Below are 18,756 nucleotides of genomic sequence, written 5' to 3'. Positions count from 1 at the left end.
CCGTGTTGGTATGTACAATAAACTTTGACAAAGTTTTTTAACCATGCAGTTTGTCATCCTGACGAAGGAAGGATCACAAACGTAACTCGACAAAGATTGGCGACATAGATTGCGGAGCTCCTAGTGTGATCCTTCCTTCGTCAGGATGACAAAAAAAATGTATAAAAAACGTAAAGCTATGTTTGTTTAAACAAGTGAAACGCCTTTTATAGACAAAGCAAAACTATGTCTCTATGTGTTTAAAAAAGAATAAAACAAAAAACTAATAAATAAAAAAGACAAAAAATGAGTACTATTCCTTGGCAAGACAGACCCGAAAACAGTAAAGATGTAATGTGGAGATATTCTGAGAATCCAATTATCGACAGATATTCGATTCCTTCATCAAACAGTATATTCAATAGTGCAGTTGTACCTTTTGGAGACGGATATGCTGGGGTTTTCAGATGTGATAATAAAGCAGTTCAGATGAATATTTTTGCTGGTTTCAGTAAAGATGGGATCAATTGGGACATTAACCACGAACCAATTGAGATGAAATCTGGAAATACAGAAATGATCGAATCTGCTTATAAATACGATCCTCGTGTAGTTTGGATCGAAGATCGTTACTGGATTACTTGGTGTAACGGTTACAACGGACCAACAATTGGTATTGGTTATACTTTCGATTTTAAAGAATTTTTCCAATGTGAAAATGCCTTTTTACCATTCAACAGAAACGGAGTTTTATTCCCACAGAAAATCAACGGTAAATATGCGATGTTAAGCCGTCCAAGTGATAACGGACATACGCCATTTGGAGATATCTGGATCAGCTACAGCCCGGATATGAAATATTGGGGAGAGCACAGATTGGTGATGAAACCAAGTTCGTTTGAGCAAAGTGCCTGGCAGTGTACAAAAGTAGGTGCAGGACCAATTCCAATCTTGACAGACGAAGGATGGTTAATGATTTATCACGGAGTTATCAATACTTGCAATGGTTTCCGTTATGCAATGGGATCTGCTCTTTTAGATGTTGATTCACCAGATCAGGTAAAATACAGAACACAGCCTTATTTATTAGGGCCTGCAGAAACGTATGAAATGGTTGGAGATGTGCCAAATGTAGTTTTCCCATGTGCTGCTTTACATGATATTGAAGAAGATAAATTGGCAGTTTATTACGGAGCTGCAGATACTCATGTTGCAATCGCTTTCGGAAAACTGAGCGAAGTGATTGAGTTTACAAAAAATAATAGTTTATAATATAAAGATGCATAGTAGAAGTAATTTATTGTCCCTTGCCGTTTTTTTTGTTGGATTGATGAGTTATGCGCAATCTGAAAAACCGGTTACGCCGAAAAGTTATGTTGCGTATAAAACTTCAAGCGAAATTGTTATTGACGGAGACGGAGCAGACAAAGCTTGGGAAAAAGCATCTTGGACAACTCCTTTTGTCGACATAGAAGGCGTTGAAACTCCAAAATACAAAACTCAGGTTAAGATGCTTTGGGACGATAAATACTACTATATCCTGGCAAAAATGGAAGAGCCTCATGTTTGGGCAAATCTAAGACAACGTGATACAATTATTTTTTACAATAATGATTTTGAGGTTTTTATCGATCCGGATAATGATACACACAATTATTATGAATTAGAAATTAATGCGCTAAATACAGCTTGGGATTTATTCATCAATAAACCGTACCGAGAAAAAAACACCGTTTTAAATGACTGGAATATAGACGGATTAAAATCGGCTGTAAAGGTAGACGGAACTTTAAATAATGCTTCAGACAATGATAAAGGCTGGACATTAGAAATCGCCATTCCGTGGTCGGTTTATAAAACATCGTATTTCGATAATATTGTTCCAAAAGATAAGTTTTGGAGAGTCAATTTCTCTCGCGTAAACTGGCAGCATTCTATCGTTGACGGAAAATACGAAAGAAAAAAAGATTCAGAAGGAAAGTTTCTCCCGGAATACAATTGGGTTTGGTCGCCTATGGGAGTCATCAATATGCATGAGCCCGAAAAATGGGCTTATGTATATTTTTCCTCAAAAGAAAGCGATGATAAATTCACAATTCCGCAGGAAGAAAAAGTAAAATGGGAACTGTATACATTGTACCGTGCTCAAAAGAGATATTTTGATAAAAATAAATCATGGGCAAAATCACTGCAAAGTATCAGTAAAAAAAATATAGTTGTTGATGGAAAAGTTTTAAAACCAGTTTTAGAAAATCATTCATCAGGATTTAATATCTTGGTAAAGAGTCCTTTTTCAAACAAAACCTTAATAATTAAAGAAGATGGTAAAATTATTACGAACGAATAAGCTGCAAAAACTATCAAAAGTTTTAGTATTAGCGCTTTCGCTGAGTTTATTCTCGTGCGGACAAAAAGAAAATAAAGATCAGGAAAACGGAAAATTCACTTTTGGAGTTTGGACAACTGCTGACGCTAAAAAATCGGATGCAGATTATTCGAAAGAATTTAAAAAATACAAAGATGGCGGAATTGACGAAGTTTTAATTAACACTCAAACTGACCCGAAATTATTAGCAAGATTAGTGCCTCTTGCCACAAAAGAAGGCCTAAAAGTTCATGCCTGGATTATGGCAATGAACCGTCCAAACGATTCAATCGCTTTGCAGCATCCAGATTGGTATCAAGTAAGCAAGGAAGGAAAGTCTTGTTTTGATAATCGTCCGTATGTAGATTATTACCAATGGCTTTGTCCGACTAAAGAAGAATCCAGAAACCACGTTTTAGGTTTAGTAGAAGGTTTGGCAAAAGTTGAGGGAATTGAAAGTGTACATTTAGATTACATTCGTTTCCCGGATATTTTCCTGCCAATCAGTTTGTTGCCAAAATACAACTTGGTTCAGGATACAGAATTACCACAGTTTGATTTCTGTTATTGTGATGCCTGTGTAAGCAAATTCGAAAAAGAACATCATAAGAATCCAAAAAACAGCCACAATACTTCCATTGATATGGAGTGGAAAAACTTCAGATTAAATGCTGTAAAAGCGGTGGTTGATGATGCGTATAAAATCGCTCACAAACACAATAAAAAATTAACAGCGGCAGTATTTCCTTATCCGGAAATGGCAGATCACATGGTGCGTCAGCGTTGGGATAAATGGAATATTGATGAAGTATATCCAATGATTTATCATAGTTTTTATGATGAAGAAATTGACTGGGTAGGTTACGCAACAAAACAAGGTGTAGCCGATTTAGAAGGAAAACCGACAAAAGTAAATACAGGAATTTACATTCCGGGATTAAAATCGGATGCAGAATTAAAAGAAGCAATTCTTCAAGCAAAGAAAAATGGCGCAACCGGAGTTTCATTTTTTGACGGAAATGCCTTATCAGATAGTAATTTAAAAACGATTAGAGAGGTAAAATCGGCTTTGTAGTCGATTTTACTGGGATTAAAAATTATTACTGATTAATTTAGCAACATTAAGAATAATTTGTTTCTTAAAGTTGAATTAAAACCAAAAGACATGTCAAATAGAAGAAATTTTATTAAGAAAACGACTTTAGGCACCTTGGCGATAAGTTCTGTTTTGGGCGTAAGCGGATTTGCTGCTAATCATGAAAATGAAGAAATAACGGCAGAACCAAAAGAAAAAAAGCAGAAAAAACCAATTATTATTTCGACATGGAATCACGGTTTACCTGCAAATAAAGAATCCTGGAAAAATCTAAAAGAAGGAAAATCGGCTTTAGATGCTATCGAAGCCGGAATGAAAATACCTGAAGCCGATCCGACCGTTCGTAGTGTTGGTTACGGAGGATATCCGGATCGCGAAGGAAAAGTAACTCTTGATGCCTGTATTATGGATCATAACAGTAATTGCGGTTCTGTTTGCTTTCTGCAAGGAATCAAACACCCAATTTCTGTGGCAAAAAGAGTGTTGCAAAATACGCCTCACGTAATGTTAGCAGGGCAAGGTGCATTGCAGTTTGCTTTGTCTGAAGGTTTTAAAGAAGAAAACTTACTAACGCCAGAATCGGAAAGAGACTGGAAAAAATGGCTGGAAGATTCAAAATACAAACCAGTCATTAACATCGAAAACCACGACACCATAAGTATGCTAATGTTAGACCAAGAGGGCAATCTTTCTGGTGGCTGTACGACAAGTGGAGCAGCTTGGAAAATGCACGGACGCGTCGGTGACTCCCCAATAATCGGCGCGGGTCTTTTTTTGGACAACGAAGTGGGTGCCGCAGCAGCAACAGGATTGGGAGAAGCGGTTATAAGAACTGCAGGAAGCGCGATGGTGGTCGAATTAATGCGTCAGGGAAAATCTCCTTATGATGCTTGCAAGGAAATCACAGAGCGTATTTACAACAAACACAAAAATCATAAAGATATGGAGTATCTGCAAGTTGGTTTTATTGCTTTAAATAAAAACGGCGAATATGCAGGTTACAGTCTAAGATCAGGATTTAATTACGCGGTTTCTGATGATGCAAAAGGTCACAGAATGGAAGACGCGAAATTTAAAATGTCTTGGGATAAATAATTATTACGTTTAGAACTTTGTCAAAGTTTGAAACTTTGACAAAGTTTTTTCGACACAGTTTTGTCATCCTGAGGAACGAAGGATCACACAAGTAGCTTCCCAAAGATTGAGGAGTTACTTTGAGGAATTTCTAGTGTGATCCTTCGTTCCTCAGGATGACAAACAAAAACTAAAAAACACCTCTCTTGGGTTTTAACAACAAACCAGACAGAGAAACCAAAAAACAAAGAATGAAAAAATTACTATTCCTATTAACCATTATCACTTCAATTTTCTCGGCTAACGCGCAGAAAGTGTACACGGAAAGTGATATTCGCATCATTCCAAAGCCGACTCAGACCCTTATTAAAACAGGCGTTTTTGAATTTACAAAAGATACAAAGTTTGTGGTAAACGGTGATTTCCAAAAAGATGCTGCAAATGCATTGGCTTCAAAATTTGGGACTGCTGCAGGATGGAAACCAGAAGTAACTACAAAAGCTCCTGCGAGTAATTATGTTTTATTGAAAACAGATCCGAATTTAAAAAATGAAGCTTATGTTTTAGATGTAAATCCAACGAATATTGTTATTTCTGCAAAAGGGAATAATGGTTTTCTGTACGCTTTAGAAAGCATCAGACAATTACTTCCTGAAGCAATCGAAAGTCAGTTTGCGATTACTTCTGCAAAATGGGAAATTCCAAGTTTGACTATTAATGATGAACCTCGTTTTAAATGGAGAGGTTTAATGTTAGATTTATCTCGCCATTTCTTTGATAAAAATTATGTTTTAGCGACAATCGATCGTTTGGCTGCGCACAAAATGAATGTTTTGCACATGCACTTAGTGGACGATCAAGGCTGGAGAATTGAAATCAAAAAATATCCAAAACTGACAGAAGTTGGTGCATGGAGAGTAGATCAGGAAAATTTATCCTGGAACGCGAGACTTGCTGTTACAGCTGATCAAAAAGGAACTTACGGCGGATTTTTCACGCAAGAAGAATTAAAAGAAATTGTAAAATATGCCGCAACAAAAGGAATTGAAGTAATTCCGGAAATCGAAATGCCGGCGCACGTGAGCAGTGCCATTGCTTCTTATCCGGAATTGGCTTGTTTTGATCAGAGAATTGGGGTTCCTTCTGGAGGAGTTTGGCCTTTGACAGATATTTACTGTGCAGGAAAAGAAACGACTTTTGAATTTTTGCAAAATGTAATCGATGAAGTAATCACCATTTTTCCATCAAAATATATTCATATTGGAGGTGATGAAGCTACTAAAACCAATTGGGCAAAATGTCCGCATTGCCAGAAAAGAATTAAAGATGAACGTTTAAAAAGCGTTGAAGAATTGCAAAGTTATTTTGTAAAACGCATGGAGAAATACATCAATTCTAAAGGTAAAAAAGTAATTGGATGGGATGAAATCTTAGAAGGTGGTCTAGCTCCAGATGCAACAGTAATGAGCTGGAGAGGAACAAAAGGCGGAACTGAAGCTGCAGATCAAGGTCATGACGTAATTATGACACCAGAAACACCTTGTTATTTCAATTTTTACCAAGGACCTCAAAATGAAGAACCTTTAGCTTTTGATGCATATAATCCGTTAAGTGAAGTCTATAAATTTGATCCAGTAGTTGCAACAATGACACCTCAGGAAGCATCACATGTTTTAGGAGGTCAAGCTAATTTATGGGCAGAACATATTAAAGGTCCGAAAGATTCTGAATACATGATTTTCCCAAGATTGGCAGCTTTATCAGAAACATTGTGGAGTCCGAAAGAAAAGCGTAACTGGAACGATTTTACATCAAGATTGTTTTCAATGTTTAAACGTTACGATTATCAGGGATTAAATTATGCGAAAAGTGCTTATTTGGTAACGGCTTCTTCAATAGCTGATTTGGGAAATAAACAAGTCAAAGTGGAGTTGAAAAATGAGTTCCCAAATCCAGATATTCGTTATGTTTTAGGAAATCAGAACATTGATCATCACGCAATAAAATATACAACTCCAATCGAAATCAAAGAAACAACGGTTTTAAAAGCTTCTTTATTTCAGGATGAAAAACCAGTTGGAAAAACATTCACAGATACTATAGTTTTCCATAAAGCATTTGCTCAGAAAGTAAAATATTTAACTCCATTTAATCAGAGTTATAAAGGAGATGCCAATACAATGGTTAATTCAATCAGAGGAAGTAAGAATTTCCATGACGGACAATGGCAGGCTTGGTTAGTTAATGATATGGAATTGGTAATCGATCTTGGAAAAGTAGAAAGCATAGAACAAGTAATTGTGGGAACTTTAGAAAGTCAGGGAGCAGGAGTTAATTTCCCAATTCAGGTGAAAGTTTTAATTTCTAATGATGGAATTAAATACACGCAAGTTGGAAAAGTAATGCGTCCATATGCGGTAAATCCAGTTCCGGAATTGAAGGATTTTAAAATTAATTTCCAAAAACAAAATGCACGTTTTGTGAAAGTAATAGGAGGCAACTTAAAGAAAAGTCCAAAAGGAGAAAGTTCTTGGTTATTTGTGGATGAGATTTTGGTGAATTAAATATTTTAAAAAATGAATAAGATATTATTTAAGCTCGGAGTATTATTGATTTGCTTGATGCCGTTTTTTACAAACGCTCAAACAAAAGGATTTTCTATAGCTAATGGAGAATTTCAAAAAGATGGGAAAACTATAAAAATACATTCAGGCGAAATGCACTATGAGCGTATTCCTAAAGAATATTGGAGACATAGACTGCAAATGCTTAAAGCTATGGGATTGAATACCGTGGCAACATATGTGTTTTGGAATTATCATGAAATTGAGCCAGGTGTATGGGATTTTAAAACAGGAAATAGAGATTTAGCTGAGTTTTTACGTATTGCTAAAAGTGAAGGATTATATGTAATTCTTAGACCAGGACCATATGCCTGTGGTGAATGGGAATTTGGAGGATATCCTTGGTGGTTGCAAAATAATAAAGATTTGGTAATTCGTACCAATAACAAAGCCTTTTTGGAAGCTTGTAAAACGTATCTGCAACAGTTGTATGCAGTGGTAAAAGGAAATTTTGCAAATCAGGGAGGTCCAATTATTATGGTTCAGGCTGAAAATGAATTTGGTTCGTATGTTTCTCAAAGAACGGATATTAGAGCTGAAGATCATAAAGCATACAAAACAGCCATTTACAATATGCTTAAAGAAACTGGGTTTCCAGAGCCTTTTTTTACTTCTGACGGAACTTGGCTGTTTGAAGGAGGTGCTGTTGAAGGCGTATTGCCAACCGCAAATGGAGAATCAAATATAGAAAACTTAAAAAAGCAGGTTGATAAATTCCATAAAGGACAAGGACCTTATATGGTGGCAGAGTTTTATTCTGGTTGGTTGGATCATTGGGCAGAACCATTTATTAAAATTGGATCTGAGGAGATTGCAAGTCAGACTAAAAAGTACCTAGACGCAGGTGTTTCTTTTAATTATTATATGGTACACGGTGGTACTAATTTTGGATTTACTTCTGGAGCAAATTATAATGAAGAAAGTGATATTCAGCCGGATATTACGAGTTATGATTATGATGCGCCTATTAGCGAAGCAGGTTGGGCAACACCAAAATTCATGGCTATTCGTGACGTAATGCAAAAGTATTCTAAAACGAAATTAGCGCCGATTCCAGAGAAAATACCAGTTGTAAAATACCCTAATCAGCCTGTTCAAGCCAGTATGGATGTTTTAAGCTGGATCAAAAAAGAAAAAGCGGTTGTAAATGACCAGCCATTAACATTTGAAAAGTTAGGTCAGGGACATGGTTATGTTTTATATCGCAAACGTTTTACGCAGCCAATTAACGGTAAACTAAAAATACAAGGATTGAGAGACTTTGCTACAGTTTATGTAAATGGAGCTAAGGTTGGGGAATTGAATAGAGTTTTCAAAAATTACGAGTTGACAGTTACTATTCCTTTCAACGGTATTTTAGAAATTCTGGTTGAAAATATGGGACGTATTAATTACGGAGCCGAAATAGTGCATAATACGAAAGGAATTATTTCTCCAGTATTCATTAATGAATATGAAATTAGTGGCGGATGGGAAATGTATAAAATGCCGATGAGTGAAGTTCCAGTTCTTAAAACTGAAACGGTAAAACCTGGACGACCAGTTTTATATGAAGCTACAGTAAACATCGATAAACCAGCCGATACTTTTCTTGATATGACCAATTGGGGAAAGGGAATTGTATTTGTTAACGGACACAATCTTGGACGCTACTGGAAAGTAGGACCACAACAAACGCTATATGTGCCAGGCTGTTGGTTGAACAAAGGGGTAAACAATTTTGTTATATTGGAGCAGCTTAATGAAAATGCTCAGACAGAATTAATTTTTACAGATCAACCGATATTGGATAAACTAAACTAAAAAACAAAGAATAATAAATTATAAATTAGAGTAAAGATGAAAAAAGGAATATTCATGATCGCCCTTTTATTTTCAGTACAAATGTTCTCTCAGGCCATTTATGAAGATGAAAGATACGTACCAGAGACAGACCCGGCAGTATTAAAAAACTTAGACGAATGGCAAGGCAAAAAATTTGGTTTGCTAATGCACTGGGGAACTTACAGCCAATGGGGAATTGTAGAATCCTGGTCTATCTGTCCTGAAGATTATGGATGGTGTGAACGTAAAAAAGGAAGTAATCCATCTAATTATAATGATTATATTAAAGATTACGAAGGTTTAAGAAAAACATTTAATCCTGTAAAATTTGATCCTGCAAAATGGGCAAAAGCTGCGAAATATGCAGGAATGAAATACATGGTTTTTACCACCAAACACCATGACGGATTCAATATGTATGATACTAAATACTCTGATTATAAAATTACGAGTAAAGACGTTCCTTTTCATACTAATCCAAAAGCTGACGTTTTAAAAGAAATTTTTAACTCTTTTAGAGGAGAAGGAATTTCAACTGGAGCTTATTTCTCTAAACCAGACTGGCATAACGAAAACTACTGGGATCCTTATTTTCCACCATTCGATAGAAACGTAAATTACGATCCGTCTTTATACCCTGAAAAATGGCAGAAATATGTTGATTTCACGCACAACCAAATCTTAGAAATTCTTTCTAACTACGGAAAAGTAGATATCTTATGGTTAGATGGAGGATGGGTTAGAAAAAGAGACCAGGTAAACATCAAAGAAAACTACGACGAGAAATTTACTGAAAACGAATCTAAAAACGGTTTCATCAAACACAGAGTGGTAGATCAAGATCCGAAAATGGATGAATTGGTTGTAAAAGCACGTCAAAAACAACCAGGTTTGATTGTGGTTGACAGAGCGGTTCATGGTAAAAACCAAAACTACTTAACTCCGGAAGGACGTGTTCCTGCTAAAACTTTGCCTTATCCTTGGGAATCTTGTATTCCAGCTGGTGGTGGATGGTCTTATTCTCCAGGTGCTCAATACATGACAGGGAGACAAGGAATTCATTTGTTGATTGATATTGTAGCAAAAGGCGGAAACTTATTATTAAACGTTGCTCCAAGTCCGGAAGGAGAATGGGATAAAGGTGCTTACGATTTATTACAAGCTTACGGAGATTGGATGAAAGTAAACAGCACGGCAATTTACAATACAAAACCAATCGAGCCTTACAAAGAGGAAAATGTTTGTTTCACACAAAATAAAGGAGGTAACGTATTTGCATTTTATTTAGCTAAAGAAGGAGAAGATAAAATTCCTGCTGAAGTTACTGTAAAAGCTATCAGTCCTAAAAAAGGAACAAAAATTACATTGTTAGGTTCTAAAACGTCTTTAAAATGGACAAAAGAAGGAAACGGATTTAAAGTAATTATTCCGGAAAGCTTAAGAAATAATCTTCCTGCAAAAGAAGCTTGGACTTTAAAAATTGAAGCGATCAACAGATAAAAATGAAGCCTATGGTTTTAAATATTAAAAATAAAATGAAAACAGCATGTATTCTATACATGCTGTTTTTTAGCATTACAATTTTTGCGCAGGAACCTGCTGATTTCGTCAATCCGTTTATTGGAACTTCCAATTATGGGGCAGCATATCCGGGGCCAATTGCTCCGCGCGGAATGGCAAGTATTAGTCCGTTTAATGTGGCGGGAGTTAAAAATACTCCAATGGAAAAAGACAGTCAGTGGCTTTCGAATCCTTATGTCAATGAAAACAAATTTTTGACTGGTTTTAGTCAGGTGAATTTAAGCGGAGTTGGCTGTCCGGAATTAGGTGTTATTTTATTGATGCCAACAACTGGAAATGTAGAAATCGATCATTTAAAATACGGATCTACTTATTCAAATGAAGTTGCAAAAGCTGCTTATTATAGCGTAAACATCGATAAATACAAAGTAAAAGGCGAATTCACCGCTTCAAAACGAGTTGGGATTAGCAGATTCACTTTCCCGAAAGGGCAATCTAATATTTTATTAAATCTTGGTTTAGGATTAACAAATGAAGAAGGCGCGATGATAAAAGTCGTGTCTGCTACAGAAATTGAAGGAATGCGTTCAGTTGGTTCATTTTGTTACAACAGTCCGGAAGATGCTTACCCAGTTTATTTTGTGGCTCAATTTTCTAAACCTGCCGATAAATTTGGAGTTTGGAAAAAACCTACGAAATACAACGGTGTCGAAGCACAATGGATGGGCTACAACGGAAAAGCAAGAATGATGGAAAATACAATCAAAACCGTTGTGGGGGATAGTATTGGAAGTTATTTTACCTATAAATTCGATAAACAAGAAACGGTTGAAGTGAAGATCGGAATTTCGTACGTAAGTATCGAAAATGCCCGTGAAAACTTAGCAAAAGAAGTAGGCAACAGAACTTTTGATGCAATTTACAAAGAAACCTATAACGAATGGAACGAAGAGCTTTCTAAAATTTTGGTTGAAGGCGGTACAAAAGAAGATAACACGATTTTCTACACGGCTTTGTATCACACTTTAATTCATCCAAATATTTTAAATGATATTAACGGAGAATATCCTGTAATCAAAAGAACTAAAATTGCTAAAACCAAAGATACTCGTTATACCGTATTTTCTTTGTGGGACACGTATAGAAATGTCCATCCTTTAATGTCTTTGGTTTATCCAAAACAGCAATCGGATATGGTAAAAAGTATGTTGGATATGTTCGATGAAAACGGCTGGTTACCAAAATGGGAATTGAATTCGACTGAAACTTTTACCATGGTTGGAGACCCTGCAAGTATTGTAATTACAGATACTTATATGAGAGGAATTCGTGATTATGATGTTAATAAGGCCTATTATGCGATGTTGAAAGGCGCAGATAATGTTGAAAATAATCCGCTTCGTCCTGGATTGAAAGATTATATCAAAAAAGGATATTTAACAACCGACAATAAAGGCCCAGTTTCTACAACTCAGGAATACAATATTTCAGATTATTCTATTTCGCTTATGGCCAACGAATTCGGTGACAAAGACAATGTAAAACGTTTTAAAGAACGTTCATTATCCTACAGAAAATTATTTGATAAAAACTTAAATCTGCTTCGTCCAAGAACAGCTGACGGAAAATGGTACGAGCCATTTGATCCAAATTCAGGAGCCAATTTTGAAGAAAATGTTGGCTTTATCGAAGGAAATGCTTGGCAATACGCTTTTATGGTTCCTCACGACATTGTCGGATTGAAGAAATTAATGGGAGGTGATATACCATTTTCGGCACAATTGCAGAAAATCTTCGATAGCAAACAGTTTGATATGGCAAACGAACCAGATATTGCCAATCCATATTTATTCAATTATGTAAAAGGAGAAGAATATAAAGCTCAGGATATGGTAAAGAAATTGGTTCGCGAATATTTCAAAAATGAACCAAAAGGATTACCAGGAAATGATGATACCGGAACCATGTCGGCTTGGTTGGTGTATTCGATGATGGGAATTTATCCAATATCGCCGGGAGATCCAATTTATACCATTACAACGCCAATGTTTCATAGAGTGACAATTAAATTAGATCCAAGATATTATAAAAAAGAAAGCATCATCATTGAAAGACAAGAAAATAATGGTGGAAAAATCAATTCGATTGAGCTAAACGAAAAATCACTTAATACTTTTTTTATTTCGCACGACGCTTTTGTGAATGGAACTAAACTTAAAGTGATTCAAAACTAAACACACACAACAATGTTACAATTAAAAATGAGGAAAACGGCCATTATTTTTGTAATGGCTGTTGGTTTTTTAAACCAAACCCACGCCCAGAAAAAGTATCCGTATCAGGATGCGAAATTACCAGTAGAAGAGAGAGTTCAAGACTTGCTAAGCCGTATGACGCTTGAAGAAAAAGTGCGTCAGATGGATATGTACAGAGGAGATTTTTTTAAAGATAAAGAAGATTTTGCTAAATCTAAATCGGCAGAAAAAATCGGGAAGTTAGGAATTGGAGCAATTCATGATTTGTATCCACGTTCAGCGAAAATGATCAATGATTTACAAACGAATGTAATTAAAGGAAACCGTTGGGGAATTCCGGCGCTGATTATGTGTGAAATGCTTCACGGATATTTAGACGAAGGAAGTACAGCTTTCCCAATGAACATTGGACTTGGAGCAACCTGGGATGTTGCTGTGATGGACAAAGTGGGTAAAGTAATTGGTATGGAAGCCAGAGCACATGGAGTTCATTTTGGTTTTGGACCAAATTTAGATTTAGGACGCGAACCAAGATGGGGACGTGTTGCTGAAACTTTTGGGGAAGATGCTTTTTTGAACAGCGAAATTGGTTTGGCTTTCATTAAAGGATTACAAGGAGACGATTTAAAATCAGATCGTTCTATTATTGCAGAACCAAAACACTTTGCGGTTCACGGTATTCCACAAGCGGGAGGAAATTCTTCTCCGATTTTGGTTGGAGAACGTTCTGCAAGAGAAGACCATTTACCATCTTTCGAAAAAGCTTTTAGAAAAGGCGGTGCTTTAGGAACGATGTGTGCTTATTCTGAGTTAGACGGAATTCCTTGTGCTGCAAATCACTGGTTATTGACGGATGTTTTGAGAAAAGAATGGGGATTTAAAGGAATTGTAGTTTCAGATTTGGGAGCTATTAAATACATTCAGACAACTCACAAAGTAGCTGATTCTCCAAAAGACGCTATTCGAGAAGCAGTTTCTGCTGGTGTAGATATGCAGTTTTATGATTTTAGTAATGAATTTTGGCAGAATACCATTATTGAATTAGTAAATGAAAAGAAATTGACGAAGGAAAATATTGACCGTGCTGCGGGAGGAGTTTTACGTTTGAAATTCTTATTAGGATTATTTGAAAATCCGTACACAGAAAAAAATCTGATTAAAGAGCGTTTTCATACTAAAGAAAACCAAGCGGTTGCTTTGGAAGCAGCTCAAAAATCAATGGTTTTATTGAAAAACGAAAACAATACTTTGCCTTTAAGTAAATCTTTGAAAAACATTGCAGTTATCGGACCAAATGCAAATGCTTCAAGATTGGGGGGGTATGCTCCGAAAAACAGCGTTGGAATGACGGTTTATGAAGGAGTTAAGGAGTTGGTTGGAAAAACGGCTAATGTAGTTTATGAAGAAGGTGTTCCATTAATTGTAAAAGGACAAATTATCCCATCTAAATACTTATTTACTCCAGACGAATCTCAAAATGGTTTAAAAGGAGAATATTTCAACAATAGAGAATTAGAAGGAACTCCAGCATTGACTCGTATCGACAGTCAGTTAGAGTTTGACTGGCCTTGGGCGCCCGGAGATGGTGTGAATGTAGATGATTTTTCTATCAGATGGACAGGATTTTTAAAATCGGATCAAGCATTGGACGGTTGGTTAGGTTTAAGTTCTGATGACGGAATCAGAATGTACATTGATGACCAATTGGTAATCGACAACTGGACAAAAGGAGCAACAAGTATGGTGACGGTTCCAAAAAATATCGAAAAAGGTAAAAAATATAAAGTCCGCATCGAAATGTGGGAAGGAGGCTGGGGAGCCAGAGCTCATTTCCGTTGGAATTTAGAAAAAGTAAACTTACAGCCGGCAATAGATGCCGCTAAAAAAGCTGATGTTGCGATTGTTGTTTTAGGAGAATCTAACGAATTGGTAGAAGAAAATAGAGACGTTGCTTCTTTAGACTTATTCGGAATCCAACAGCAATTGATTGAAGAAATTCAAAAAACAGGAACTCCGGTAGTTTGTGTGTTATTAAACGGTCGTCCACTTTCTACCAACTGGATTGCTGAAAATATTCCGGCAGTTTTAGAAGGATGGTTTCCAGGTGAATTAGGTGGAAGAGCAGTGGCTGACGTTTTATTTGGAGATTATAATCCAGGCGGAAGATTACCAATTACGGTTCCAAAATCGGTTGGGCAGTTACCTATATATTATAACCAAAAGCCATCTGCGATCCATAAATACGTTGCAGAAAGCGAACATCCTTTATATTCATTCGGTTACGGATTGAGTTATACGAAGTTTGAATATTCTAATTTAAAACTGAATACTACTGAAATTAAGCCAAACGGCGAAGTAAAGGTTTCTGTTGATGTTAAAAACGTCGGAGACAGAGACGGAGACGAAGTGGTTCAATTGTACATTAATGATGTTTACAGCAGTACAACAACTCCTGAAAAAACGTTAAAAGGATTCAAAAGATTAAATATCAAAAAAGGTGAAATAAAAAATGTTGAATTTACACTTACTCCGGATGAGCTATCTCTTTGGAACAGAGAAATGAAGCGTGTTGTAGAGCCTGGAGATTTCGAAGTTATGGTGGGCGGAAATTCGACCGATTTATTGAAAACTAAATTCAAGGTTTTGAACTAAAAACCTGAAAACGCCGAATATTTTTCGGCGTTTTTGCTTTAAAAAAATGAATACAATTATAAAAGGTCAAAATCTCTTCAAATAATAGAGTTTTAGCTTTTAAAATAAGGCAGAGTTGGATTACAAATGAAAACGTTTTCTTTCAATTTTCGACCAAAGTTTCACCAACACCTTTGTAAAATTGTCATTTGTCGAAATTATGTATTGTTAACAAAACGTATTCTTAAATTTAACATGTTATTAACTCTAAAAAAACAACTAATATGATTAAAAACGTACTAAAATTACTGTTCGTCATATGTATCTTCGGGTTCCAAAGCCTGGAAGCACAGACTACAGTAAAAGGAACGATAACAGATGCTGTTAGCGGGATTCCGATTCCTGGAGCAAATATTATTGTTAAAGGAACTAAAACAAGTGCTTCATCAGATTTTGATGGAAAATATAGCATTAGTGTTCCAAGCTCATCTTCAGTTTTAGTATTTACTTATGTAGGATCTGCTACAAAAGAAGTTGCTGTAGGATCACAAACTACTATTAATGTGTCTTTAGGTGCAGACACACAACAATTAGGAGAGGTAGTTGTAACTGCTCTTGGTATTAAAAGAGAGAAAAAAGCAATTACTTATTCTGCACAAAACGTTTCAGTAGACGAATTATCAGAAGCAAGATCATTAAACGTTGCCAACTCACTTTCTGGTAAAGTTGCTGGTCTTAACTTCTCTACTACTTCAAATGGTGTTGGTTCTTCTTCCAGAATTACTTTAAGAGGTAACAGATCTCTTAACGGAAACAACCAGCCTTTATATGTTGTAGATGGTGTGCCAATTAGTAACGGTACCACAACAGGTAATCCTGATATTGATACAGGAGGAACTACACAGCCAGATGGTATTTCTAACATTAACCCGGAAGATATCGCTTCGATGACTGTTCTTAAAGGACCGTCTGCGGCAGCTCTTTATGGATCACGTGCATCAAATGGTGTAATCGTAATTACAACTAAATCAGGTAAAGCCGGAAAAACATCTGTATCTTTATCATCTAACTTTATGGCATCTTCTGCTTATAATTTGATGAACTTACAAAACGAGTACGGACAAGGAACGAACGGAACTTATGTTCCAAACTCTTCTTCAAGCTGGGGAGGCAGATTAGACGGAAGTCAGGTTTCTAACTGGCAGTTAGTTCGTAACCCAAATTACGCGGGACCAGCTACTCAAAGCTATTCTCCACAACCAAACAACGTAATTGATTTTTACAAAACGGGTTATAACTTAGCTAATACTTTAACAGTAACAACTGGTAACGAAAAAGCACAAGGATACTTCTCTTATACTAACACACGTGCTGAAGGTATTGTTGGAGGAAATGCAATGGACAGACACAATCTTAACTTAAGATTGACAAGCAAAATTTCTGATAAATTATCTTTAGATGTTAAAACAAACTACATCGTTCAGGATATCGATAACTTATTAAGAACTGGTGAGGAATCTATTGGTACATCTGCTTACTTATTACCTCGTAGTATCGCTTATAACGATTACAAAAATTTCGAATATTTTGATGCTGCAGGACAAAGACAAGTAAACTACTTCCTTGACGAAACAGGAGCTCCTGGTGGAAACCCATTCTGGTCTGCTTTAAGAGATGATGCTCGTACAGACAAAAGAAACAGATTTATTGGTTTAGCGTCTCTTAAATATGAGATTACAAAAACATTAAGCTTACAAGGTAGAGCTGGTTTAGACCAAATGACAAACAAAAACGTAAGAAACAGATACGCTACAAATGCATTTAACAGCAACATGGGTTCTTACAGCGAATCTTATGAAACAGTTAGCGAGTTAAACGTTGACGCGTTACTTTCTTACAATGAAAAATTCGGTGATTTTTCTGTCGGACTTAATGCTGGTGCGAATGCATTGCAACAAAATAGTTCAGCTTTAAATTCAGGTGGTGTATTAAGTAAAAGAAATTTCTTTGCCCTAAGTAACGTTCAGACTGTTACATCTACCTCTACAGCTTCAGAAAAAAGAATCAACTCTGTTTACGGTTTTGGTCAACTTGGTTTCAGAAACTATTTATTCTTAGACGTAACAGCTAGAAATGACTGGTCTTCTACATTACCAACAGATTATTTCTACCCATCTTTCGGTCTTTCTGCTGTACTTTCTGATATGTTTACATTACCGGAAGCAATCAGTTTTGCAAAAGTTAGAGCTTCTTACGCTGAAGTTGGTAACGATACAGATCCTTACCAAACACAACAAAGATACTCTTACATTGGAGGAAATGGTGGTATGTTATACGGACAAAGCACAAAAGCGAATCCAAACTTAAAACCGGAAATTTCTTCTTCTACAGAGTTTGGTGCTGATATTAGATTCTTCAACAACCGTTTAGGATTAGATTTCACTTATTTCAATTCATTAACTAAAAACCAAATTTTCTACATCAATACTCCTGAGTCTTCTGGATATTCAAGAGCTGTTGTAAATGGTGGTGATATTCAAAATAAAGGTATCGAGGTAACACTTACTGCAACTCCAATTCAAACACAAAACTTTACTTGGGACATTACAGCTAACTACGCTTCTTATAAATCAAAAGTAAAATCTATTTATGATGGAAGAGATGAATTAGTTTTAGGTGAAGGACGTTTAGTAAGAAGTAAAGTTGTTCAGGGTGGTGAGTACGGTGATTTATACATTAAAGGTTTCCAAAGAGGTCTTGATGTTAATACAGGAGAAATGAAGATTCTTGTTAACTCTGCAGGTATTCCTTTAGCAACAAATGGTTTTGATTTCCGTGCTGGTAACTTCAATCCAGACTGGACAGGAGGTTTCAAAAACAACTTTAAGTACAAAGATTTCTCTTTAAGCTTCTTAGTTGATTTCAGAATTGGTGGTGAAGTTATTTCATATACTCAGGCTAGACAAGCTGGTTTAGGGGTAAGTGATGTTACTTTAGCAGGAAGAGAAGGTGGAATTGTTGTTGACGGTTGGGTTGAAACTTCTTCAGGATTTGTTCAAAATACTACAAGTATTACTGCTGAACAATACTGGACAGCTATTGGACAAAGAACTCCAGTTGCAGAGCCATTCATCTATGATGCTACAAACATCAGATTAAGAGAGCTTGTTTTAGGATACTCTTTACCTAAAAAAATGTTAGGTAATTCAGGATTCTCAAGTATCGACTTCTCTTTAGTAGGTAGAAACTTATTCTTCTTCTTAAACAAAGCTAAATACTTTGATCCGGAAGCAGGAGCAGGTACAGGTAACTTACAAGGTATTGAATCTTTCAACATTCCTTCCACGAGAGATTACGGAGTAAATGTTAAATTTGGATTTTAATTAA

Annotated in this window: 10 protein-coding genes; all 10 read left to right on the top strand. The window is 36.1% G+C overall.

The window, feature by feature from the left end; translation table 11 throughout:
* The first annotated feature begins 285 nt into the window (after positions 1-285).
* The 10 genes from HYN56_RS20150 (at position 286) to HYN56_RS20105 (ending at position 18,752) form a co-directional block, all read left to right on the top strand.
* Complete coding sequence (locus HYN56_RS20150; RefSeq protein ID WP_109193825.1) at positions 286-1,251, top strand: glycoside hydrolase family 130 protein; 966 nt, start codon at positions 286-288, stop codon at positions 1,249-1,251.
* 7 nt (positions 1,252-1,258) lie between these two features.
* On the top strand, positions 1,259-2,326 hold the full coding sequence (locus tag HYN56_RS20145) for a carbohydrate-binding family 9-like protein (protein ID WP_109193824.1): 1,068 nt from the start codon (positions 1,259-1,261) through the stop codon (positions 2,324-2,326).
* Positions 2,301-3,419 carry a putative glycoside hydrolase gene (locus HYN56_RS20140; RefSeq protein WP_109193823.1) on the top strand — a complete coding sequence of 373 codons (1,119 nt, stop codon included), beginning with the start codon at positions 2,301-2,303 and terminating at the stop codon, positions 3,417-3,419. Before HYN56_RS20145 ends, HYN56_RS20140 begins: the two co-directional genes overlap by 26 nt.
* A gap of 90 nt (positions 3,420-3,509) precedes the next feature.
* A complete protein-coding gene (locus tag HYN56_RS20135) occupies positions 3,510-4,535 on the top strand; it encodes an isoaspartyl peptidase/L-asparaginase family protein (protein WP_109193822.1) in 1,026 nt (341 codons plus the stop codon).
* Between the two features lie 230 nt (positions 4,536-4,765).
* The gene (locus HYN56_RS20130; protein WP_109194884.1) at positions 4,766-7,078 is read left to right on the top strand and encodes a glycoside hydrolase family 20 protein; all 2,313 of its coding nucleotides are present in this window, start codon (positions 4,766-4,768) and stop codon (positions 7,076-7,078) included.
* A gap of 12 nt (positions 7,079-7,090) precedes the next feature.
* Positions 7,091-8,941 carry a glycoside hydrolase family 35 protein gene (locus tag HYN56_RS20125; RefSeq protein WP_109193821.1) on the top strand — a complete coding sequence of 617 codons (1,851 nt, stop codon included), beginning with the start codon at positions 7,091-7,093 and terminating at the stop codon, positions 8,939-8,941.
* 36 nt (positions 8,942-8,977) lie between these two features.
* Positions 8,978-10,462, top strand: a complete 1,485-nt coding sequence (locus tag HYN56_RS20120; RefSeq protein ID WP_109193820.1) for an alpha-L-fucosidase — start codon at positions 8,978-8,980, stop codon at positions 10,460-10,462.
* Between the two features lie 35 nt (positions 10,463-10,497).
* The gene (locus tag HYN56_RS20115; RefSeq protein WP_394336249.1) at positions 10,498-12,717 is read left to right on the top strand and encodes a GH92 family glycosyl hydrolase; all 2,220 of its coding nucleotides are present in this window, start codon (positions 10,498-10,500) and stop codon (positions 12,715-12,717) included.
* Between the two features lie 12 nt (positions 12,718-12,729).
* A complete protein-coding gene (locus HYN56_RS20110; protein ID WP_109193819.1) occupies positions 12,730-15,390 on the top strand; it encodes a glycoside hydrolase family 3 protein in 2,661 nt (886 codons plus the stop codon).
* 263 nt (positions 15,391-15,653) lie between these two features.
* Positions 15,654-18,752, top strand: a complete 3,099-nt coding sequence (locus HYN56_RS20105) for a SusC/RagA family TonB-linked outer membrane protein (RefSeq protein WP_109193818.1) — start codon at positions 15,654-15,656, stop codon at positions 18,750-18,752.
* Positions 18,753-18,756: the final 4 nt, after the last annotated feature.

Origin of the sequence: Flavobacterium crocinum (assembly GCF_003122385.1) — a bacterium.
GTDB lineage: Bacteria > Bacteroidota > Bacteroidia > Flavobacteriales > Flavobacteriaceae > Flavobacterium > Flavobacterium crocinum.
This window is presented reverse-complemented; position numbering and strand designations above follow the sequence as displayed.